This window comes from Rhodococcus sp. 15-2388-1-1a, assembly GCF_002259145.1.
Lineage (GTDB): Bacteria > Actinomycetota > Actinomycetes > Mycobacteriales > Mycobacteriaceae > Rhodococcoides.
The window spans coordinates 1-23,777 of the sequence record NZ_NPFP01000045.1; the positions used below are offsets into that span (position 1 = coordinate 1).

Genomic DNA, 23,777 nt, shown 5'->3' on the forward strand with positions numbered 1-23,777 from the left:
GTGTACCCCGAAAGGCCTTACCGCTCGACTTGCATGTGTTAAGCACGCCGCCAGCGTTCGTCCTGAGCCAGGATCAAACTCTCCGTAAAAGACTCTCGAAACAACAGCGCTCCCCCGAAAGGAAGAGCCGTGAATCAGTCATAAACATAAAGAGTCAAATCACTAGCAAAAAAACTCAACTAGCATTTTCAAACAACACCCGACAACAACCACCACAAGCGGATGGCTGATACATCGAATGCTTTCACCAAATAAATTCGGCACTGACATTCATCGACACACTGTTGAGTTCTCAAAGAACACGCACACACTCTCACCCCACGAACACACAGTCCGTCGGCCTCAAGGGCAACTGTTCCAGCCTATCCCAGCTTGGTCTCGGACACAAGGCCCGACTCTTGGGGGATAAAACCTGCCGAGCCACACGTCCAACCTCGTTCACCCAGTCCGTGAAGACCGGGTCGGTGTCCGTCGCTCTGACTCGACAAAAGTTACGCCACCAACCACACCAACGCAAATCGCCTGCTCAGCGACGGTCGTGCGCGGCCCGAGCCCTGTGTGGGCAGTCGTGGGACCGCATCTCTGCGACTCAGCTCAGCAATGCGTCCCGCGCGAACCTGCGAGACCAGCTCGGCGAGTCCGCTACCCCTTGCCGGAAGTAGAACCGCGGACCGTGGGCCCCGATGAGATCGAGGAAGCTCACCGTGGCCTGCGCTGCGAACTGAGCGTCGAAAACACCGGAATCTTCGCTGGCCCAACCCAATTCGGCGACAGTCTCTATCAGCATCTCGTTGCGGTGCGTCGCGGATGCCGAGGCGGCGAGGGAGATCAGGAACAGAGTCGCCGCGTCGGTCTCGTACGTCTCCTTACCCAGCGGAAGTCGCGAGGCCGCATGTCGCCACATGCCTACCGGGTCGTCGGCCAACGCTGCTCCGAGCTTGGTGCGCAGCAACCTGCCCTTCGATGTGCGGGTCAACCCGAGGTGCCGCGCCGCCTCGCGCAGATCGGTCACCTGATGATGGTCGATCTCGCGATTGCTCGGCCCCACCCACCCGAGACCCCAATCGAGCTCCTCGCGAATTGCCGCTACGAATGCCGGCTTGAGGTAGCCGGCACCGGTCAGGTCGGCTCCCTCGTCGCCGATTCTGTGCAGAAACCACGTCAACTTGGCCATCGCAATCTCGGCGACGGGTAGGTCGACGGAGCTCTCGATGGTGAGTTCGCATCGTGGAAGCAACGCCATGAGTGACGGCACCTCCGCAGGACGCACCCGATCGAACAGCTTTCCGATGGCCGGTGCCGCTGCCACTGCTTCGGCGAGCACCGAACGCCCCACGTCCAACGAGTGCAGCACTGTGTTGACGACATCGGCGTCGAACAGAGCGGGGTCGAAGGCCGCACCCCACCTCGTGAGAAGGGCTGCGTGTTCGGGATCGGACGGGTCGGCTGCGATCTCCAGCGCCTGCGCGTACCGCGAAGGTCCGCCGGATTCCTCGGGTGGGCATGCGCGCGCCCCGTCGAGGCAGACCGATCGGAGGTCGTCTATATCGGAATCGATCTGCTCCAAGAAGATCGTGTGCGTCCATCCGTCACCGAAGTCGTACTCGTACGTCATGGTGGATCCCGGTGCCGTGAGTACGTCGTCGATCCGCACTCGCTCCTCACTCGACGCCTCGTCGTCCGGTCCGTCGTCGAGCGTCTCTTCCATCTCGAATCGACGCGTGGCACCGGCAGTCCTCACGCTGAACGCATGCAGATGCCGGTCCTCCCAACCGAGAGTCTTCTGCAGCACCGCATGCAGTTCGGACAGCAGCAGGTCCGAGCGCACCCGCACCCGACGCCAAATCTGCGGACGGGTGTGATCCACGGTCACCCGAAGCACCAGGTTCGCCAGGCCCCGCCGCGTGGCTTCGGTCGCGCTGGCGTCGGCCGGCTCGTCGGTGTCGGACAAACTCGGCACCACCGACAGGTGCCGGACGCGACCGGTTCTCATCGACATGGAATGGACCCTAGTCGGAGCAGTGCGTCGGACACAGGGGCTCGCGGCTTCTACGTGCCAGTGGTCAAACCGTCGTTGATCGCGGCGACGTCGAAGGCCAACGCATCGAGCTGCGATGCCAACGTGGTCACCGTCAACTGCACCAGGTACTGGGTATCGACGCCCACCACCACATACCGCGTCGTCACGGCGGCCTCGAGTTGCTGCGCGACGTACGTCCCCCGAATGAATCGAGACGGCCAGCCGAGCCACGATGCCGTGCTCGCCTCGCGCTCCACCCAGCCTGGCATCGCACGTCCGTCGCCGAAACCCAGTGCCATCAACGCTTCCGGGTCGATCGTGCGCGACAACGCACCGACCAGAAGCACCGCGTTCGGCGCGAATCCGTTCTCCACGAGGTTCGGTTCCACGATCACCTGAGTCGCCCCGGGGAACTGCGCGGGATCGAGCGTCTGCCATCCCGCAGGAATCGGCACGGTGATGCCGAGCTCGGCCGCCGCGGGCCCGTCGAGCGGCGACACCCGCAACGCGTGTGCGTTCAGGTACTCGGCGATCGTGGTGGGCTCGGACGATTCCGTCGACAGGGCGTCGTTCACAGCAGGGCCTTTCGTGGTGGACGATTCACTGACACGCCAGAGGCTACCCGCGCCGGTCCGCTCGTCATCGGATCCTGGAGGCAGTGACCGGCGGGTAGCTGAGTGCTGTGCGACTCCAACCATGCGCCGACCGCGTCGAGCATGGCAGTTGCGTCGATGAACGAACCCGAATTCGCTTGCGCCACAATCGCTACCCCGGGTGCAACACTGTTCGTAATCTCGACCACCGGTGCAGTGTCCGGAATGCACGACAGGCCCGCCGCGAACGTCGCCTGATCCTGCATCGACCACTCGGTCTGTCCGAATGCACTGAATTCAGCGCAGAACCGACTCGACTGCTGCACCTGCGGCCGTGGAATCTCCGAGCGACCCCACAGGGCCGTGACGAACGGACCGGACGTTACGGTCTCGCTCTGCGCGCGGTGAGTTCCTCCAGATACCGCGCGACCGCATCGTCGTCGTTGGATTCGAGGACGCGATCGACAACGGATCGCACGGGCTCAGCAGCATTCGACGGGCACAACGCCGTACCCGCCCAACTCAGCATCGGTAAATCGTTGCGCGCATCCCCCACTGCCGCAACCGAACCAGGAGAAATCCCCCACCGCTCGCACAACTCCTGCAGCGCACTGGCCTTCGAGACTCCCGCTGCGGACATCTCGATGTACGGGGCGCCTGAATGCGTCAACTCCACTCCGTCGACCCCGACAGCAGCGACGAGCTCGTACAACTCTTCACTCGGCGTATCACTGTGCCGGGCAACGATTTTGACCGTCGGCTCGACGTCGACCGACAGGCCGTGCTCCGAGAGTTCCATCTCGTGCGGCTGCCGGTGATGGTCCGCGAATACGCACAGCTCGGCGTACCGAGGCTCGGCCACGAATCGCGTGGCACCGACCGTCGCAAAGGCCACGCCGGGGACGAGCGAGCGCACGATCGACTTGGCCGAGGCCACCGTCTCGGCCGGTACCGACGTGGTGCCGACGATGGCCGGGTATCCGTCGGCCAGGTCGAGGACAACAGCCCCGTTGGCACCGATGGCCGTTCCGCGAAATCCGCAGGACGCAGCGAGTTCGTCGATCGAGTGGCGCGCGCGAGCAGTGGCCCACACCACCCTGATTCCGGCTGCGTCTGCCGCAGCCATCGCAGCGGCCGTTCGAGCAGACACAGTTCGGTCCGAACGCAACAGGGTGCCGTCGAGATCGGTTGCGACAACGACGACCTCTTCGGTTCTCTTCACCCCACCGATACTGCCAGGTGCCGGTCTCTCAGCCGGAGACCAACGTCAGAACGGAAATCTCACTGGGCGCGAACACCCGGAAAGGCGGACCCCAGAATCCCGATCCGCGGCTGGTGTAGAGCTGAGTTCGCGCGCCGTGTCTGCTCAGCCCGTGCACCACCGGTTGGTCGAGCCGAACCAAGGCCGAGAACGGCCAGATCTGACCGCCGTGCGTATGGCCGGAGACCTGCAGGTCGACGCCGGCGTCCACGGCGTCAGCGATCTGTTTCGGTTGGTGTGCCAGCAACAGCACAGGCATCGACGGATCGGTTCCGGCAAGTGCGCGAGCGAGATCCGCACCGTGACCGGGCGCACCCGAGCCTGCGGCGGTGGCGTCGTCGACGCCGGCGATGATCAGTGCGTCCTCACCACGACGCAGCACCACGTGGCGATTGTGCAGGGAATTCCAGCCGAGGTCCTGCATGTGATCGAGCCACTCCTGCGCCTCGCCGAAGTACTCGTGATTGCCGGTGACGTACACGCGCGCCGCACTCGCGAGCATTGCCTCCAACGGTGCGGCCTGCGCTCGACGCCGATCGACCGAGCCGTCGGCGATATCGCCGACGTGGGCCAACACGTCCGGTTCGAGCGCATTGACGGCATCGGTCAATCGGTGCGACCACGTCGTTCGATCGAGCGGGCCGAAATGCGTGTCGGTCACGAGAACCACTCGTAGACCGTCGAATCGAGCCCCGAGCCGGTCGATCCTGACCGTCGTGTGTCGCACGCGGGGAGTTCGCATCGCCTCGTAATGACCCCACACTGCGAGGACGACTACGACGACGACGGTCGTCACCGACACGATCCGCGACCGCAGAGGGTCGTCGACCCCAGCCATCCACAGACCGAGCCGCAGCAGCAGCGAAAGTGCCGACCACACGAACGCGATCCAGGCCATGCCCAACAACACGTCTCCGACGCCCGCCCACGCGTCCTTGGAGACCCCCTCTGCACTCGGCCGGTGACCCAGGTACATCGCTGCAGGCAGTGCCACCAATACGCCGATCGCAACCGCAGAGCCGATCGACTGTGCAATCGCCGGCCACTGCGCGCCCGCGAACACGACGGTCCAGGCCGGCAGGCCGACAAGCACCGCGCAGACCACAACAACGATGGTCGGCACGACAACTCGCCGAGATCGCGATCGCGTCGACCCGTCCGGGGAGGCCGACTGTTCCGGGCGCTGTGTCTGTCGATCTGTCATCGGCGTCGAACCCTCTTCACTCGTACGTGCGCGAAATCCGAGGCCAAGACTACGTCGCCTTCGCTGCTTCGGCCCGGGCGCTGAGCCCGCCGGTCAGGAGCCGGAGTCACGGCCGACGGCGGGTGGTGTATCCGCGAAGTCCGTTGAGCGGCAACTCGTGTTCGGCGATGCCCTCGTCCTCGGGTGCCTCCAGGCCGCCGCTCGGCTCGACATCGGCCGTCGTCGCTTCCGTGGAATCACCCTGTGTGTCGGCCGGATCGGATCCATCGAGCTCGGCAGCCTCGACGCTGTCCGCGGCCTCGTCCGATGCGACCGTCTCGTCGGCGTCCCCGACCCGGTCCGTGGCCGCTGTCGTACTGTTCGCGGTTCCGCCGAACTCGGTGGACGAGTCGGCTGCCGACTCGCTGCTCGCCGCGGAGTCGCGCACCCGCGCCGACGCATCGCTCTCTGCGTCCTGTGCAGGTGTGGAGCCGTTGGTCATCGCTGGGCGGCTCGATGCCGACGACGCGATCGGCCGAGCAGTGCCACGGGAACCGCCCGACTCCCCGGTCCCGGATCCGTGGGTGGCACCGTTGGTGGCGGCTGCACCGTTCGACGTTCCCGAGCCGTTGGTCGGTCGAGAACCGTTCGTGGTGCCCGACCCGTTCTCGACTCCGGTTCCGTTGGTCATTCCGGAACCGTTGGTCGTCGACGGTGCCGATCCTGCGCGGTCACCTCCGCGAGCGTCCGATTCGGACGGCTCCCCGGTGGGGATGTCGATGCGCGGCATCGTCCACAGAGACAACACCGACTCGTGGCGTGTGGACGAGTCTGCATGCGTGGACGTTTCGAAGACGCCGGAATCGTCGAACTGCGAGGACTCGAGCGGGACCGGGGTCCAGGCCTCGTCCGAGCTCTCGAGACCTTCCACGACAACGCTGTTGGGCTTGATTCCCAAACGGGCCAATGTGGCCCAGAGGCTTTCCAGCGCCGCGTCGCGGTCCAAGTAGTACTCGGATTCGCGCACCCGCCAGAAGGTCCAGCCGCACCGCTTGAGCTCCTGCTCACGCTGCAGGTCCGCCAACCGCTGAGCCGGCGTCGACAGGAACGTGTCGCCATCGCACTCGACGGCGAGACGCGAGGAGTCGCCGGTCACGACCAGGGCGAGACGTCTGTTGTTCACCTCGACGCCGGGATTGACGTGAAAACCTCGCTCGACGAGGTCGTTCCACAACTGCTGCTCGAGCAACGTCTCGAATGGCGCCTTCCGGATCTCGCGCGAGACATCGACCGGCATGGGATCGGCAGGAGCGGGCGAGACGGAGGTGACGTAGCTCAGCAACGAGTTGCGCAGGTCCGCTCGCTTGAGCCGATCGACAGTCACCGAGTGGAAGAGCCACAGCTGATCCTGTGCCCGCGACGCCGCCACGTTGAACCGCCTCTTGTACTGATTGGCGGTGAGGGTGGCGAAGTTCTGATCGGGTGCCACCACCATCGACAGAAAGACGACGTTGCGTTCGTCGCCCTGGAAGTCCGGCGGCGTACCGACGCGAAGCCGACGCTGTTCCCACTGTTCGATGCCGATCCGCTTGATCAACTCGTTGCGGATCTCGTCGACCTGCGATTGGCCCTGCAGCACAACCACTCCGAAGGTCCGGTTGTCGTACGCGGGGTCCTCGAGGCAATGTGCGATCTGTTCGGCGATCGCGATGGCCTCGGTACGGTTGACCAGTGAGGCGTTCTTTCCGGTCACCGTCGCTCCGCGAACGTACGTGTGCCGCAACGGCGGTAGGCGATCCGCACCGAACTGCCGCACGGGAACGAGCGGAGAGTCTCCGTAGAACTGCTGACTCGACCAGTTGATGATCTCGGGCATCGAGCGGAAGTGCTCACGCAACCGCACCACCTGACCGAACCTGGTGCGCAGCATGGAGAACAGGCTCGACCTCGGGGTCAGCGTCGCACGCACATGCTCGGGTAGATCGGGCAGATAGACGTCCAACCGATCGAACACGTCCTCGAGCGTTCCGGTCTGCGGGACATCGGCCGGTGCGCACTGCCTGTCGTCACCCACGACGATGACACGGGGTGCGAGGTACAGCAGGAAGAGACTGGTGATGTCGGCCTGACTCGCCTCGTCGACGATCACGACGTCGAAACTGCCCGGCACCGGCGGAATCGACGCCAGCACCTGAGAGAGAGGCATGACCCACGCGGGCACCGCACTCTGCGCCTCACGCATCGCCGATCGTGCTGCACTGCGGTAGGTTTCGGCGTACTTGCCGGCCCCCGAGCCGATGCTGGAGATGTGCTCGCGGTAGGTCTGCAGCGCACGCACCTCGACGGCAGTCATTCGTTCGAGACTGTTGCGCCAGGCACTGGCGGCGGCGAGACGTGTTGTGAGGTAGGCGATGTCGGTATCCGCAGCGGCCAGATCGGCTTCCAGTTGCTGCTCGAGACCGCCGTGGTGCTGCTCACCGACCCACTCGCGTGCTCGACGCCACGCCCAGGCCTTCGACATCTGCCAGCTCAGTTCGTCCCATTCGACATCACCAGCGGTGCTCTCGACCAGGTCGAACAATGCGGGTGCGACCTCGGACAACGACGCCGACATCGATTCCAGCAGAAGCTGATCCTCCTGCTCGGAACACGCCTGCGAGTACGCAGCAACGGCAGCAGCCAATTCCAACGGATCCGCAGTGCTCAACGCGCTCACCAGATTCGAGCCCTCGGGCGACGGCCCGGCATCGATGCGAGTGGCGACCGCGAACTGCAGGGCGTCGAGCTCGGCTCGTGCGGCATCGATGTCGATTCGCGCGGCAATGGCGTCGGCGGCCCCGGCGACCTCCTGAGCGTCGGCGAGGCTCCGAATCCACGGTGCTGCAGGCGAAATGGTGTACAGCCGGTGCACCAGGGCGTCACGGGCCGCGACGACTGCGGACACCAGCCCCAGCCGGTCGGCGATCCGCGCCACGTTGTTGACGCGAATCGAACGCGTGCCGTCGAGTGGAACGACGATCGCGAGGTCGGCCAGGAGCACCGCTGCGGTCTGCACGGTCTCGAGCGCACGAATGTGTTCGGCCACCAGACGCGCGGCCATCGCCGTCGTCGCGGGTTGCCCGTCGACGGTAGCGACGATATCGAGAGCCTCGACGGCCTTCTGCTCCTCGCTGCGACGGAATCGGGGCTTCCACTCGATACCCGATTCCAACGCACCGGCGAACGCATCCATGGCCGTGAGTGCCGCCGGCGAACTCGACGAGCACTGCACATCGTGCCCACCGACGTAGCGATCGGACGCAGCTGCCGTCTCGACCATCGCGTCGATTCCGCTGACCCGAGACCACAGGTGGGCGGCCTCGCCGGACAGCACGGAATCGGTCAGGCGTGGGTAGGAGCCGTCGAGTTCGACGACTGCTCGCACGCGAGCGGCGAGCTCCTCGCACAGTTGCTCGATCTCCGAGGACACAGCGGGTTCCACGCCGTCGAGCAACGCCACGAGGTCCGCCGCCTGGGGCGAGAGGTCATCGATCTGTGCACTTGCGCGCCGACAGAGCGAGGTGAGTTCGGCCGAATTCGGCAGTATCGTCTCCGGACGCGGCAGCACCTGACGCGAGCGGAGTTCACGAGTGCCGTCGGAGCCGGCGATGAGCTTGCGAAGCTGATCGACCTGGACACCGTCGAGGGGCGGTCGATCGGCGAGCAGTGGGCCGGGCAGCCACTCGTGGGCACCTTCGGCCGCTTTGACCTTACGTACGATGGACGACACCGTGCCGTCGTATCCATCGGAAACATATTCGTGCACAACGGTTTCCGACTCGCGAAGCGCGCTGACACGATCGAGCAGCTCGGCCCGTCGGGCAAGAGCCGAGGCGCGCTGCGTCGTCAGCGCCTCGATCTTCTGCACCTCGCTGGCCTCGTCGAACGAGGTCTTGCGCTCGGCGATCTTCGCCACGCTGCGGTTCAGCTCGTCCGAACCACCGCGAGAGAGGTCGGTGATGGACACACAGAGCTCCTGCAGCTCCGGCGGGAGCTTGTCCCGCAGCACGCGCAAAGCTTGTGACTTTTCACTAGTGACCAGAACCCGTTGACCGCGCGCCAACAGCCCGGACATGAGGTTGGCGATCGTATGGGTCTTGCCCGTTCCTGGTGGTCCCTCGACCACGACGCCGCTGTCACGCCCGAGCCGTTCGATGATCTGCGACTGCTCGGCGTTGGCCGGCAGCGGAAACAGCGGATCCTCCGCCAGTGCCGCCGACTCCCCCGCCCCAGTGCGTTCGAGCCAGGCCATCCGATCTGCCGGTTCGATGGCGTCGACGAGTTGCGCGAGCCCCAGCGGTACCGGAGAGTCGGCGAACTCGAGATCGGCGATCATCTGCTCGTAGTACTCGACCAGCGCGAACGAGTCTCGAACGCGGAGAACGAGGGCTGGTGAGACGGTCAGGGTGCGGTCGTCGTCGATGTAGGCGAGAGCCCCGGGCGGCCCGAGACGATCGAGCACCTCGATGTCCTGCCGCGGCACCTTCGCCGCCCAGTTCCTCAGGAACTGTTCGACGCCGGCTCCGATGGGTGAGGTGACGGTGTCGTGCAATTCTCGAGCCAGAGCCACCGAGCCGGAGGTGTCGAAATCGTCCGAGCCGGTCAGCAGCTGGCCGTCCTCGAGGCGCGGGGTTGTGCTCGCGGCGAGGCGAACCAACAGGTCACCGGTGCGCACGTCCCGTTCGATGCTGGCCGACTGCGTGATCAGGTGAGTGCGAACGCTGCGCTGCGGATCGGTGTTGCTCGACGTCAGCAGACCCGAGGCCACCACCAGTTCGATCGACTCGGGCCGCGAGGCGAGCTCCTGCATCATCAGCTGCAGAGCCTGGTACAGAGCAGCCTGCGGGCGCCGATCCCGATCCTCCTGCGCCCATTCCTTCCACGATTCCGAGTACTCCTCGAAGGCCTGCTTGATCTCGTAGGCCTTGCGGATGTCGAAGTCGGCATCGGACTCCTGCGCCTCCGCTCGACGGCGGGACGTCACCGAGGATGCGTCGGCCAGCTCGAGTTCGCGATAGCGACTGTCTGCAACGATCTGGGGATCGAGCCAACCCGACAACAGCGCCGGCGGCTCGGGCGGCTCGTCGACCGCGATGCGCGGCGCGCGCAGGACCACACCACCTTGCTTGGCCCGTGGGTCGAGCTGCATGGGTACGTCCCCGGCATGCACCCACTCGACCTGAACGTGGTCGTCGAAACGCAGCACCGGGTTCGAACGCGCCTCGACGATCTCGCGAAGAAAACGCAGCAGGCGCTGAACCCTGCTCTTGAGCTCGTCGTCGTGTTCACGACCGGTAGCCGCTGCAGCCGTCACAGTTTCCCCACAAATACTCGAATGGTCGTCCGATCCAGGGACGGTGTTTGCACACCCGGGCCACACTAGCCGCTGAAAACCAGTTGTTCATCGCGTCCTGAGCACACAAAATACGTTCTAGTGCTGGGTCACAAAGACCCACTTCGGTCGCTGGATCCCCCACAGCGGACCCACCGGCCGACCCTCGGGTTTCTCACCCGTCGACCACGACAGGAGCCCCATGCGCAAACTGGTCTACTACGTCGCCGTCTCCCTCGACGGCTTCATCGCTGCACCGGACGGCAACTACGACTGTTTCGTTCCCGAGGGCGATCACCTCGACGCCATCGTGGCCGAGCTGCCCGAGACATTGCCGGTCCACGTGCGTGCAGCGTTCGGCCTGGACGGTCCGCCCGCGCGATTCGACACCCTCGTCATGGGCCGCGAGACGTTGCAACCTGCGCTCGACGTCGGCATCGCCAGCCCCTATCCCCACCTACGCCAGTACGTCTTCTCTCGCACTCTCGCCCCGTCGAACGACCCGACTCTCACCGTCGTGAACCAAGATCCGATCGGACTCGTCAGGAGCCTCGTAGCCGAGGAGTCCGAGCTCGACGTCTGGATCTGCGGAGGCGGAAACCTGGCGGGTCAACTGCTGCCCGAGATCGACGAGCTGTTCCTCAAGGTCAATCCCGTCGTTCTCGGCAGGGGCATCGGGCTGTTCTCGTCCGGGATCGGTCCCGATCCGTTCCCCGCGCAGCAGTTCGAGCACCTCGAATCACGCCAGTTCGACAGCGGGGTGAGATTCACCCGGTTCGTCCGCCGGGATGCGCGCGAACGATGACGTATAAAGACTGAATGCCTGCCGCGCCGGAGCCAGACCGTGAGCTGCCGAATCGGGAGCTGCCGACCACCCCGCGCGGACTGCGAACCCGATCCTCGCTCGTGGCGGCCGCCCGTCGAGTGTTCGAGGACAGTGGTTACCTCGACTCACGTCTGATCGACATCACCCGCGCCGCTCGATGCTCCGCAGGAACCTTCTACACCTACTTCACCAGCAAGGAAGAGATCCTGGCCGCCGTGCTCGAGCAGGCACGGGACGACATGTTGCATCCCGGGACCGAGCGAGTGAACCCGCACGACGACCCGGTTGCCGTGATCGCCGCGAGCAACCGTGCGTACTTCGAGGCCTACCGACGCAACGCGAAGCTGATGGCACTGCTCGAGCAGGTCTCCAACATCGATCCCGAGTTCCGACGCCTCCGCCGTGAACGCGCCGATGCCTTCGTCAGGCGCAACGCCCGCAGTATCGAGAGCCTGCAGAGCCGCGGTCTGGCCGATGCGGAACTCGATCCCCTGCTCGCTTCGCGCGCACTGTCCTCGATGATCAGCCGGCTCGCGTTCAATCACTTCGTCGTCGACGCCGCGGACGGCCACTCGCCCGCGGACTCCGAGGATCTGCTTGCGACCGCGACGAGACTGTGGGTCAACGCGCTGCGACTGCCGCGGGCGAGCGAGGGTGACAGGTGAGGGAGACCGCACTCGGCGACGAGCGAGGCAACTCGAGCCGATCGGCTCGAGTTGTACCCGTCGGTAATGTACCCGCCGGTAGCAACGTAAGTCACCGAATGGCGAATTACGCCTCGCGCCAACGCTACTCGCGAGTACGTTAGCGAGGTGAACAGGCCCCGACAGCCCGTTCTCAGCCAAAGTGCTTGTAACAGAATATGATTCACTTGTTGGTGATCAATCACACTCACGCCGAACGCCGTTGGCGATGCACAGGGCCTCGTTACCGTTAGAATGAGCCGATCGGAGTGCCGCATGATGAACAGGAAATCGACATGCCCGGCACCAATCCACGTTCCATCGAGTGCACCGACGCGGTGCGCCCACACCGAGCGAAGAGAGATACGTTGTTCAAGCGGATTGCAGTAGTCAACCGAGGCGAGGCAGCAGTACGCCTGATCCGAGCCGTCCGAGAGCTCAACGCCGAACACGATTACGGCATCCGCACCGTAGCGCTGCACACCGAAGCGGAGAAGCGGGCCATGTTCGTCCGCCAGGCCGACGAGGCGGTCACGCTACGCAAGCCCGCCACCGGCTCGGCCTACCTCGACTACGGCGTCCTCGAGGCCGCCCTGGTCGAGTCCGGTGCCGACGCAGTGTGGGTCGGCTGGGGCTTCGTCGCCGAGGACCCCACGTTCGCCGATCTCGTCGCCCGCCTGAACATCACCTTCATCGGCCCCTCCGCCGACGCGATGCGCCTGCTCGGCGACAAGGTCGAGGCCAAGATCCTCGCCGAGAAGGTCGGCGTCCCCGTCGCACCGTGGTCCGGCGGCCCCGTCGAGACCCGCGCCGACGCCAGGCGTCATGCAGCGGCGATCGGCTACCCGCTGATCATCAAGGCCCGCTCCGGCGGCGGTGGCCGCGGTATCCGCAAGGTCTTCCACGAGGACGAACTCGAACTCTCCCTCGAACGCACCCAGGGTGAGGCCGAGCGCTCGTTCGGTGACCCCGTCGTGTTCCTCGAACGGCTCGTCACCGATGCCCGCCACGTCGAGGTTCAGGTGATCGCCGACAGCCACGGCAATGTCTGGGCCCCGGGCGTGCGCGACTGCTCCATCCAGCGCCGCAACCAGAAGGTCATCGAGGAGTCCAGCTCACCGCTGCTGACCAAGGAGCAGGCCGACCAGCTGCGCACTGCCTCTGCCGAACTCGTCAAGGCCGCCGGCTACCAGGGCGCAGGCACCGTCGAGTACCTGTACCAGCCCGAGCAGAAGATCTTCACCTTCCTCGAGGTCAACACCCGCCTCCAGGTCGAGCACCCCATCACCGAATACACCACCGGCATCGACCTGGTGAAGCTGCAGATCCTCGTGGCCGACGGCCAGGCACTGCCCGGCGAGTGCCCCACCGAGTTCGGTCACGCAGTCGAGGCTCGCCTCAACGCCGAGGACGCGGACAACGGCTTCGCACCGGCTCCCGGCACCGTCGAGCTGCTCAAGTTCCCCCTCGGCACCGGCATCCGCGTCGACACCGGTATCGCGCAGGGTGACGTCATTCCGCCCGACTACGACTCGATGGTCGCCAAGGTCATAGCCTGGGGTCGCGACCGCAGCGAAGCGTTGGCTCGCTTGCGCAACGCGCTGCGGGAGACCACCGTCGTCATCGACGGCGGCACCACCACCAAGTCGTTCCTGCTGAGCCTGCTCGACCGCGAGGAAGTCATCTCCGCCTCCGCCGACACCGGCTGGCTCGACCGCACCGAGGCCGGCTCTCAGGTGGGCCCGACCGCCGTCGCCGACATCGCGATCATCGCCGCGGCCATCGACGCCTACGACGCCGAGGAAGGCCGCGAGCGCACCGCGTTCCTCAGCTCCGCACGCGGCGGCCGGCCACGCGCCACCCATGCCATCGGCCGCACCGTCGAATTGAACTACCAGGGTCAGGCCTACAAGCTCGAGGTCGGCCAGACCGGCACGCACCGTTACAGCATCGACGGTGACGGCATCGGCGATCTGCAGGTCGACGTCGAGCGACTCGGCACGTACGAGAGCCGTCTGGTCATCGGCGACCGTCGCTACCAGGTGGTCACCGTCGCCGGAGCCGCGCACTTCCTCGTCGAGGTCGACGGCATCAGCCATCAGATCTCGCAGGACGAGGCCGGGTTGGTCCGCGCACCGGCACCCGCCGTCGTCGTGGCCGTTCCGGTCGCCGTCGGCGACGAGGTCGAAGCGGGACAGACCCTCGTCGTCCTCGAATCGATGAAGATGGAAACCGCCGTCCGGTCTCCCTACGCGGGCACCGTGCGTGAGGTACTGGCCTCGGTCAACGGACAGGTCGACGCAGGAGCGGCACTGCTGCGCGTCGATCAGGCCGGTGAGCAGAAGGTCTCCGAGCAGGCACCGCGCGTGCAGTTCCGCGGTATCGACGACGCCGCACAGCGTTCGCCGCAGCGCCGGGCACTGGACCGACTCGACGAACTCGCCGCCCTGATCACCGGCTTCGACGTCAGCGGGGCCCGCGCGCGAAACCTGTTGTCCACCTATGAAACTCTGCGTGCCGACGTTCCTCGCAACGATTCGGGAGTGGTCTCGGCCGAGCTGGATCTGCTCAACACGTTCGCAGACATCTGCGAACTCTCCCGCAACCGTCCGACGATGGACGAGGAAGGCAACGACGAGCGCGTCCACTCCCCTCGCGAGCACTTCCACTCGTTCCTGCACTCGCTCGACGCAGACGTGCAGGGGCTCCCGGATTCGTTCCGCGCCAAGCTCACTCGCGCACTCGCGCACTACGATGCCGCCATCGACGAAGGCCGAACCCCCGAACTCGAAGAAGCCGTCTACCGCGTCTTCCTCGCTCTGCAGCGCATGGAGAACCAGGTTCCGGTCATCGCGGCCCTGCTCGGCCACTGGCTCAGCGACTGCTCGGCGCAACCCGAAGCCACCCCGGCCATGGCCGAGGTCCTCGAGCGCCTCATCGGTGCCACCCAGGCCCGCTACCCCGTCATCGGCGACGTCGCTCGCAACCTGCGCTTCCGGCTGTTCGACGAGCCGCAGATCCGCAGTGCACGCGAGAAGATCTACGACGGCGTCCGTGGCAGCCTGCAGTACCTCGCCGAGAACCCCGACGCGGCCGATTACTCGGCCCGCATCGCGGCGCTCGTCGCCACCCCGGAACCGCTGATCGAGCTGCTGGCACAACGGATCACCGATCCCGGCGCCCTGCTCGAAGTGATCACCCGCCAGTACTACGAGATCCGAACCCTCGAAGACGTCAAGGCCTTCGACCGCGACGGCAAGCACTTCGTCACCGGCAACTTCGAGCTCTCGGGCGAACGACTGCACCTCGTCTCCACGGCTACCGACTTCGATTCTCTCGCAGCTACTCTCGACGCTGTCGAGGATATCGCCGGTCCGTCACCGGAGCACCTGGCCGTGGACCTCTACCTGTCCTGGCCGGACGCGCCGACGGACGGCGACGCCCTCTCGGAACAACTCCAGGCTGCACTGGCCGCGCACCGGAGCACCGGCCGCTGGCGTCGAGTCACCGTGACCGCCTTCGGTTCCGCCACCCGAAAGATGACCTACCGCCGCACCACGGTCGAGGGATCCGAACCCCTCGCCGAGGACACGATCATCCGGGACATGCACCCACTGACCGGTCAGCGACTCGACCTGTGGCGACTGAAGAACTTCGACGGAGTTCGTCTGCCCGCCAGCGCAGGGACGTACCTGTTCCACCTGACGTCCAAGGCCAACCCCTCCGACGAGCGACTCGTCGCACTCGCCGAGATCCGTGGCGTCACAACACAGTTGGACGACGCCGGAAACATCGTCGCGGTACCCGAGATCGAGCGCACCGTCGCTGCCTGCCTCGACGGCATCCGCCGCGCTCAGGCCGGACGCGGCAAGAAGCGACTCGACGCCAACCGCGTCGTGCTCTACGTCTGGCCGGTACTGAACGTGCCCGCCGACCGCATCGCCACCATCGCCCGTCACATCGCACCGCTGACGATCGGTGCAGGACTCGAGGAGATCACCCTCATCGCGCGCCTGGCCGAGAAGCCCGGCGCAACCCCGCGCGAAGTGGCACTGCGCCTGTCGTACCGATCCGGTGCAGGCATCGTCGCCAAGGTGACGCCGCCGCCGACCGAGCCGATGCGTCCGCTCGACGAGTACACCCAGAAGGTGCAGCGGTCCCAGGCACGCGGCACCGTGTACCCGTACGAGTTGATTCCGTTGCTGAGCAGCAACGGCGGCACGTTCACCGAGTACGACTTCGACGCCGACGGTGTGCTTGCACCGGTCGACCGTCCCTACGGCCGCAACTCCGCAGGCGTCATCGTCGGCGTGGCCACCACACCGACGGCCAAGTACCCCGAGGGCATCACTCGCGTCGCGCTGTTCGGCGACCCGACCAAGGCACTCGGCACCGTCGCCGAGGCCGAGTGCTCGCGAATCGTCGCGGCCATCGACCTCGCCGAGCAGCTCGGCGCACCCGTCGAATGGTTCGCATTGTCCTCCGGTGCAACGATTTCCATGGAATCGGGCACCGAGAACATGGACTGGGTCTCGCGCGGCTTGCGTCGCATCATCACCTTCACCCAGGCAGGCGGTGAGATCAACATCGTCGTCGCGGGCATCAACGTCGGCGCGCAGCCGTACTGGAACGCCGAAGCCACCATGCTCACCCACACCAAGGGCATCCTGGTGATGACCCCCGACAGTGCGATGGTGCTCACCGGAAAGCAGTCCCTGGACTACTCCGGTGGTGTCTCGGCCGAGGACAACTTCGGCATCGGCGGCTACGACCGCGTCATGGGCCCCAACGGCCAGGCGCAGTACTGGGCACCGAACCTGCGGGCCGCATGCGACATCCTGTTCGCGCACTACGACCACGCGTATGCCGCACCGGGAGAACGCTTCCCACGCCGTGCAGCCACGGCCGACCCGACCGAGCGCGACGTGCGTACCTACCCGCACGTGCACCCGTCGAGCGACTTCACCACCGTCGGCGACATCTTCTCCTCGGTCACCAACCCGGACCGCAAGAAGCCGTTCGACATTCGCACCGTGATGCGCGCCGTGGTGGACCAGGACCACTCGGTACTCGAGCGTTGGGCCGACATGGCCGACGCCGACACCTCCGTGGTGTTCGACGCCCACCTCGCCGGAATTCCGGTGTCCGTCATCGGTATCGAATCGCGAGCCATCCCCCGTAAGGGCTGGTTCCCGTCCGACGGCCCCGATCAGTGGACCTCGGGCACCCTGTTCCCGAACTCGTCGAAGAAGACGGCCCGCGCCATCAACGCCGCCAGCGGAAGCCGGCCGATCGTGGTGCTGGCCAACCTCTCCGGCTTCGACGGATCACCGGAATCGCTGCGCAACATCCAGCTCGAATACGGTGCCGAGATCGGCCGCGCCATCGTCAACTTCGACGGACCGGTCGTGTTCTGTGTCGTCTCGCGCTACCACGGAGGCGCTTTCGTGGTGTTCTCCGGAGCGCTCAACGACAACATGGAGGTCCTCGCAGTGGAGGGCTCCTTCGCCTCCGTGCTCGGTGGAGCCCCGGCCGCAGCAGTGGTGTTCACCCGCGACGTCAACGCCCGCACCGCAGCGGACCCGACCGTCAAGGAACTCGAGACGGCGCTGAACACCGCCGAGGACGACGCCACCCGCTCGGCCCTGCGTGTCGAGCTGGCCGCCGTGCGAGCGAACGCACGCAACGCCAAACTGGGTGAAGTGGCAGCCGAATTCGAGGCCATCCACAACATCCAGCGAGCACAGAACGTCGGATCGGTGCACCACATCGTCCCCGCCGCCGAACTGCGCCCGCAGCTGGTCGCCGCAATCGAACGCGGAATGGCGCGGTCTTTGGCGAAGTAGGGCTCTGGCTCCACGCACACGCGCGCGCGTTTGCTGGATGCTCGCGGAATGGCTACCTGTTCCGCGAGCGTCTGGCGAATGCGCGCGCGTTTGTCGGTTAAAGGGGTTCGGCGGAGGGTTCGGCTCAGGGCACGCTTTACCAGTAGGTCACGTCCGTTGCGACGATACCGGTGCATTGACCGGTGAAGATGGTCACCGCGCAGGCCTCCCAGATCCGCGACAGATCCGAGAACAAGCTCGACACTCCGCTCGAGCTACCGGTGCTCGCGCTTCCGGTATCGGCCACCGCGACTGCCGGCGACGCTATGGCGATGACTGCGGCTCCCAACACAACAGCAATACGACGCTTCACGCTGTTCTCCTCTTCTCTTCCATCGGACATGGTTCGCTCGACACGCTAACCTCGCGTCCCAATTGTCACAATCGTCCGAACGAACGATGGCCAGACGTCAGGGCTCGAGGGTTCGGGCACTGACGAAGCGCCTGGGCTCGCCGGTGAGCGGATCCGTGAAGTTCAGAGCCCGGGCGAGGAGTTGCAACGGCCGGGTGAAGTCATCGGCCGGGACGGAAGAGAACACCGGATAGTACGGGTCGTTCGCGATCGGAATTCCCAACGACGACAGATGGATTCGCAGCTGATGCGTCTTGCCCGACTTGGGGAAGAGTCGATATCGGGCGGCGGCACCGAACGTATCGACCAGTTCGATCAGGGTCTCACTGTTCGGCTCCCCCGGCTCCTCGTATGCCGTCATGACCCCATGCTCTTTGAGGATTCGGCTTCGCACCACGCGCGGAAAATCCAGTGCTGCATCGAATCCCGCAACGGCCTCGTACTCTTTGGTGACGTTGCGCGAGGAGAAGAGCTCCTGATACGGCCGTCGGGCATGCTTGGTCTTGGTGAAGAGCAACACCCCGGCGGTGGCGCGATCGAGTCGGTGCGCGGGCGTCAGGTCGGGGCAGTCGAACTGCCTGCGTAGTCGCACGGTCGCCGTTTCGGTGACGTGTCGGCCACGCGGGATGGTGGCGAGGAAGTGCGGCTTGTCGACCACCAACAGGTCGTCGTCCTCGTGCAGGATGCCGATCTCGAACGGAACCGGAACCTCCTGCGCTGGAACGCGATAGAAGTACACCTGACTGCCGGCGCGATACCGCGTGTCGACGGAGATCGGCCTGCTCTTCTCGTCGACCACTTCGGCGTCGCGAATGGCCCGTCGCCAGTCGTCGTCGGGCATCTGTCGTTCGAGATATTCCACAATGGTTGTGGCCGAATCACCATGCGGCAACAGCAGTCTCAGCGGAGCGAGACCGTCCCGGAAGGGCAGCATTGTCTAGGCGCAGTCGAGACAGATCAACCGCAGACCACGGCCGGCGTCGCCGTCGAAGTCCTGGTACCGGGACGTCGGGTTGCCGCAGGCACTGCAGCGACCGATGACGGCGGTGTGGTCGGAGAAGTTCTGCGCCATCCGCTTGTCGAAGACGAACAACGACCCCTCCCAGAGCGCGTCGTCGCCGAAAGTTTCTGCGTACCGAACGATTCCGCCGTCGAGCTGATATACCTCCTCGAAACCACGGGCCACCATCAGCGAAGACAGCACCTCGCAGCGGACTCCCCCGGTGCAATACGTGACCACCGGGGACTTCTTCAGATGGTCGTAGGCACCGGAATCGAGCTGGGAGACGAAATCCCTCGTCGTCTCGACGTCGGGCACCACCGCGTTCTTGAACTTTCCGATCTCGGCTTCGAAAGCGTTGCGGCCGTCGAAGAAGACGACGTCGTCCCCGCGGGAATCGACGAGCTCGTGCACCTGCTCCGGGCTCAGGTGAGTGCCGCCGCCGACAACCCCGTCGGCGTCGACCTTCAGTTCCCCGGGGGCACCGAAGGTGACGATCTCGTCCCGGACTCGCACGCTCAGGCGCGGAAAATCGTTTCCGAGCCCCTCGGACCACTTGATGTCGGCCGACTTGAACGCCGGGTAGCTACGGGTGCCGCGCACATAGCGTTTGACGTCGTCGACGTCGCCGCCCACGGTCGCGTTGATGCCGTGTTCGGAGATGAGGATGCGTCCGGTCAGATTGTTCGACGCGGCCAGCGTCTGCTGCCACAGCCTGATCGCTTCGGGATCGGGCAGCGGAGTGAAGACGTAGAACAGGACGATTTTCGGTACAGCCACGCCGACCAGTATGGCGCGTTACCCGGCAGGTGGTGCCGCCGCCCGGACGCGCTGGGTGCCGGAGTCGACGGTGAAGCCCGCTCCCCAGTAGACCGCGGTCTGCGGATCCTCCTTGGCGGTGAGGAACCAGTGGTCCATCCGAGCCGCCGTCTTGGTGACCTCGAAGACGCCGAAGCCGTGACTGTCGAGGTCCACGAACTTCACGTGGTGATTGAGCGCCTTGAACGCCTCCTCGGCTACCCGGCCCAGCGTGTGCGGCGGAGTACGCGTCAGGTCGTCGATGTTGGCCGAGCTCACCGAGGTGACGACCAGCTCGGTGGCAGCAGGCTCCGTCGTTGCGTAGTGCGCCGCGTCGAGCGGCACCTCGCAGGCCCAGGCCGAGTGGATATCGCCGGTGATGAAGACGGTGTTGTCGACGCCTGCGTCCACGATGGCACCGAGCAGCTTGCGGCGGTCGGCGGTGTACCCGTCCCACGGATCCGCGTTGTACGGCAGGCCGCCCTCCGGGATTCCGAGAAGCGAGGTGACGGCCCTGGCTGCATCCCGGTCGAGCGGTGGGATGAGAGTGGGCGTGATCATCACCGGGTTGCCGACGATCTTCCACTGCGTCGGCGACGAGACAATGCCGTCGGTGAGCCACTGCATCTGCTCGGCACCGGTGATGGTCCGGTTGGGCGAATCGACCTCGGGCCCGTTGAACGGCAACACCTGCTGCGAGCGGTAGGTACGCAGATCCAGCATCGAGAGTTCGAGCAAGTTGCCGAACCGGAGCCTGCGGTACAGATGACGGTTGGTCGCGGTGCCTGCGGCGCGCACCGGCATCCACTCGTAGTACGCCTGCTCGGAATTGGCCTTGCGCGTGTACCAATCACCCTCGGTGGCCGGAGTGTGGTTCTCCGCGCCGCCGTCGTAGGCGTCGTTGGCGGACTCGTGGTCGTCCCACGTGCAGATCCACGGCACGTCGACGTGGGCGGCCTGCAGATCCGGGTCGGACTTGTACTGACCGTGGCGCTGACGGTAATCGGCGAGCGTGACGATCTCGTGCGTGGGCGAATGCTGGCGGATCACCCCGTCGCGGCCCGGGAACCCGCCCGTCTCGTATTCGTAGATGTAGTCACCGAGGTGGACGATGGCGTCCAAGTCCGTCCTGGCGGCCAGATGCCGGTAGGCCCCGAAGTAGCCCGACTCCCAGTTGGAGCACGAGACGACCCCGAATCGCATCGCGTCGATATCGGCATCGTTGGCCGGGGCGGTGTGCGTGGTGCCGACGGCCGATGCCGCGTCGCTCGTCCGGAAGTCGTAGAAGTACGTGGTGTCTGCTGCGAGGCCGTCGACGTCGACCTTGACGGTGTGATCGGTGTCGGGACCGGTTGCGACGGTTCCGGAGGCAACCACGTCGCCCATGTCCGCACTACGGGACATGCGCCACGTCACCGATACCTGCGGGCCGACGCCGGAGCCCGGGGTGGCGTCGGGCGTGGGGGTGATGCGGGTCCACAGGACGATCGCGTCGGGCAACGGATCTCCCGACGCCACCCCGTGCAGAAAGCCTCGATCGCTGCCCTGCGCGTGGGCAGTCGCCGGCAGGGTCGTGGCCACTCCGGCCACTGCGACCGCCACCGACGACGAGCGAAGAAACGTCCTTCTGGAAAGCGCAGACTCAGCGTGCATCGGGTCAGTCCATGCGATGGACGGTCGATGGTCAAGTAAGGCGCGCCTGGGTCGGCCACAGTGTTCACCGACCGGCCATGAGCCGGATACTGGTTTGCCTTCGTCGCTGCGGGAGAACACTCCGAGAATGGACGCTCTGTGGTTGTTCGGTGATCAGCTCGGCCCGCACTTTCACTCGGTGGACGAGCATGCCGAGCGAGACGTGCTGATGATCGAGTCCCGGCGCGTGTTCCGGCGTCGGAGATACCACCGGCAGAAGCTGCATCTCGTGTTGTCGGGCATGCGTCACCTGGCCGAGGAGCTGGGTGATCGCGTCACCTACCTGCAGACCGAGACATATCGGGAAGGGTTGGCCGAGTACGGAAAGCCCGTGGTGGTGTTCGAGCCCACCTCACACGCGGCGGAGAAGTTCGTCGCCGCGTTGCACGAGGAGGGCCTGGTTTCGGAGATTCTGCCGACGCCGATGTTCGCACTTCCCCGCGCCGATTTCGCGGAGTGGGCAGCCGAGCGCGGCACCTTTCGGATGGAGACGTTCTACCGCGAACAGCGTAAGAAGTTCGGGGTGCTGATGGAGGGATCCGAACCGGTCTCGGGCAAATGGAACCTCGACGCCGAGAACCAGTCGCCGCCACCGAAGGGACGCCTGACCCTGGGCGTCGAGGAACCCTGGTGGCCGACCGAGGACGCGATCGACGACCAGGTGCGCGCCGACCTCGATGACTGGGGCCTCGACACCGTCGGGGTCGACGGACCTCGCGTGTTCGCGGTGACTGCTTCTGAGGCGTCGGAAGCATTGGCGCACTTCGTGAACTATCGCCTGGACGACTTCGGCAAGTACGAGGACGCAGTGATGGCCGACGACTGGACGATGTCGCACTCACTGCTCTCGGTCCCGCTGAACCTCGGCCTGCTGCAACCGCTGGACGTGGCGCACGCCGCCGAGGACGCCCACCGAGACGGCACCCCGCTGGCGAGCGTAGAGGGTTTCGTTCGGCAGATCCTCGGCTGGCGCGAATACGTGTGGCACCTGTACTGGCATCTGGGGCCGGAGTACCTCGAGCGCAACAAGCTCGAAGCGCATGAGCCACTGCCGAATTGGCTGACGGAGTTGGACGGCGACGCCGTGGTGGCGAAGTGCCTGTCGTCGACGGTGGACGGCGTGCGCGACCGCGGCTGGGTGCACCACATTCCCCGACTGATGATCCTGGGAAACTTTGCGCTGCAACATGCCTGGGATCCGCGAGCGTTGACCGACTGGTTCGCAACGGCTTTCGTCGACGGGTTCGCCTGGGTGATGCCGGTGAACGTCATCGGCATGAGTCAGCACGCGGACGGCGGAGTGATCGCAACCAAGCCCTACGCCTCGGGCGGGGCGTACCTGAACCGCATGACCGACTACTGCAAGCCGTGCGAGTTCAACCCGAAGAAGCGACTGGGCGACGACGCCTGCCCGTTCACCGCCGGCTACTGGGCCTTCGTCCACCGGCATCGCGAGATGTTGGCGCTCAATCACCGGACTGCGCGTCAGGTTTCGTCGATGAACCGATTGAGCGACCTCGAGCAGGTGTTGGAACAGGAACGGCAACGCGAGGTGTACTGACGCATCAGGAAATGCACCGATGTTCGGGTGCATTCGTCACAGCAAAGTGGCCGAGACGCGCAATCTTTGGGTGCCGCCGGTCCTCTACCACGACGTACCGACAGGTTCCGATTCGCGAATCATTATGCACAGCAATAGTTTTCGATTGCACTATGGTTGTCAGTCGAATGCTTGTTCGATACACTTGCTCCCATGACCACGGAGATCTGGCAACTGAGCGAGAGCGAACTCCTCGCCGAATCTGCCGCGGTCTCCCATCAGATCCAGTTGTTGGAGGCCCGGCGGATCGCTCTTGTCGCCGAGATCGATACCCGCGTGAGCCGGGAGAAGCTCGGTTTTCCCGGACCCGCAGGCTGGCTGACCTCCACCACCCTTCTCTCACCATCCAAGGCCACCAAGATCGTCGCCCTCGCCCGCGGTATGGCTGCGTTTCCCGACATCGCCGACGCCGTCAACACCGGCGTGATGTCCGTCGATCACGCCGCCCTGATCCTCACCTTCGCCGAAACACCCCCGGAGAACCTGCCGGAAGAGGGTCGCGATGCCGCACGT

General features: G+C 65.4%; 14 protein-coding genes and 1 rRNA gene. 5 read left to right on the forward strand and 10 right to left on the reverse strand.

From position 1 onward, the window contains the following. From CH302_RS24700 to CH302_RS24730, 6 genes are all read right to left on the reverse strand, one after another. Positions 1–89, reverse strand: a 16S ribosomal RNA gene (locus CH302_RS24700); the annotation flags it as partial. A 500-nt stretch (positions 90–589) separates the two neighbouring features. Continuing rightward, complete coding sequence (locus tag CH302_RS24705) at positions 590–1,999, reverse strand: plasmid pRiA4b ORF-3 family protein (protein ID WP_037191516.1); 1,410 nt, start codon at positions 1,997–1,999, stop codon at positions 590–592. Between the two features lie 50 nt (positions 2,000–2,049). Further along, positions 2,050–2,595: an LpqN/LpqT family lipoprotein gene (locus CH302_RS24710; RefSeq protein WP_082323695.1), complete on the reverse strand. Its 546-nt coding sequence runs from the start codon at positions 2,593–2,595 to the stop codon at positions 2,050–2,052. Positions 2,596–2,995: 400 nt separating this feature from the next. Next, positions 2,996–3,835 carry an HAD family hydrolase gene (locus tag CH302_RS24720; protein WP_037191519.1) on the reverse strand — a complete coding sequence of 280 codons (840 nt, stop codon included), beginning with the start codon at positions 3,833–3,835 and terminating at the stop codon, positions 2,996–2,998. Positions 3,836–3,863: 28 nt separating this feature from the next. Further along, a complete protein-coding gene (locus CH302_RS24725; protein WP_037191521.1) occupies positions 3,864–5,078 on the reverse strand; it encodes a metallophosphoesterase in 1,215 nt (404 codons plus the stop codon). 106 nt (positions 5,079–5,184) lie between these two features. After that, entirely contained in the window at positions 5,185–10,410 is a 5,226-nt protein-coding gene (locus tag CH302_RS24730; protein WP_052047738.1) for an AAA domain-containing protein, read from the reverse strand. A 220-nt stretch (positions 10,411–10,630) separates the two neighbouring features. Between CH302_RS24730 and CH302_RS24735 the strand changes: the two genes are divergently transcribed. The 3 genes from CH302_RS24735 (at position 10,631) to CH302_RS24745 (ending at position 17,783) form a co-directional block, all read left to right on the forward strand. Further along, positions 10,631–11,233: a dihydrofolate reductase family protein gene (locus tag CH302_RS24735; protein WP_037191523.1), complete on the forward strand. Its 603-nt coding sequence runs from the start codon at positions 10,631–10,633 to the stop codon at positions 11,231–11,233. 14 nt (positions 11,234–11,247) lie between these two features. Then, positions 11,248–11,919: a TetR/AcrR family transcriptional regulator gene (locus CH302_RS24740; RefSeq protein ID WP_037191525.1), complete on the forward strand. Its 672-nt coding sequence runs from the start codon at positions 11,248–11,250 to the stop codon at positions 11,917–11,919. Positions 11,920–12,305: 386 nt separating this feature from the next. Beyond that, a complete protein-coding gene (locus CH302_RS24745) occupies positions 12,306–17,783 on the forward strand; it encodes an ATP-binding protein (RefSeq protein ID WP_037191678.1) in 5,478 nt (1,825 codons plus the stop codon). 136 nt (positions 17,784–17,919) lie between these two features. Here CH302_RS24745 and CH302_RS24750 read toward each other — a convergent pair whose 3' ends face one another. The 4 genes from CH302_RS24750 to CH302_RS24765 all read right to left on the reverse strand — a co-directional run bounded on the left by CH302_RS24750 (position 17,920) and on the right by CH302_RS24765 (position 21,625). Beyond that, positions 17,920–18,135 (reverse strand): hypothetical protein, encoded by a 216-nt coding sequence (locus tag CH302_RS24750; protein WP_141216723.1) that lies wholly within the window; start codon positions 18,133–18,135, stop codon positions 17,920–17,922. Between the two features lie 97 nt (positions 18,136–18,232). Next, the gene (locus CH302_RS24755) at positions 18,233–19,108 is read right to left on the reverse strand and encodes a pseudouridine synthase (protein ID WP_037191529.1); all 876 of its coding nucleotides are present in this window, start codon (positions 19,106–19,108) and stop codon (positions 18,233–18,235) included. Between the two features lie 3 nt (positions 19,109–19,111). Continuing rightward, positions 19,112–19,954, reverse strand: a complete 843-nt coding sequence (trhO, locus tag CH302_RS24760) for an oxygen-dependent tRNA uridine(34) hydroxylase TrhO (RefSeq protein WP_037191530.1) — start codon at positions 19,952–19,954, stop codon at positions 19,112–19,114. A gap of 18 nt (positions 19,955–19,972) precedes the next feature. Then, positions 19,973–21,625 carry an alkaline phosphatase D family protein gene (locus CH302_RS24765; protein ID WP_037191531.1) on the reverse strand — a complete coding sequence of 551 codons (1,653 nt, stop codon included), beginning with the start codon at positions 21,623–21,625 and terminating at the stop codon, positions 19,973–19,975. A 127-nt stretch (positions 21,626–21,752) separates the two neighbouring features. On the opposite strand from CH302_RS24765, the gene CH302_RS24770 reads away from it, so the two are divergent. After that, entirely contained in the window at positions 21,753–23,225 is a 1,473-nt protein-coding gene (locus tag CH302_RS24770; RefSeq protein WP_037191532.1) for a cryptochrome/photolyase family protein, read from the forward strand. A gap of 192 nt (positions 23,226–23,417) precedes the next feature. Next, positions 23,418–23,777, forward strand: a 360-nt coding sequence (locus CH302_RS24775) for a DUF222 domain-containing protein (RefSeq protein ID WP_141216724.1), incomplete at its 3' end; no start/stop codon positions are given.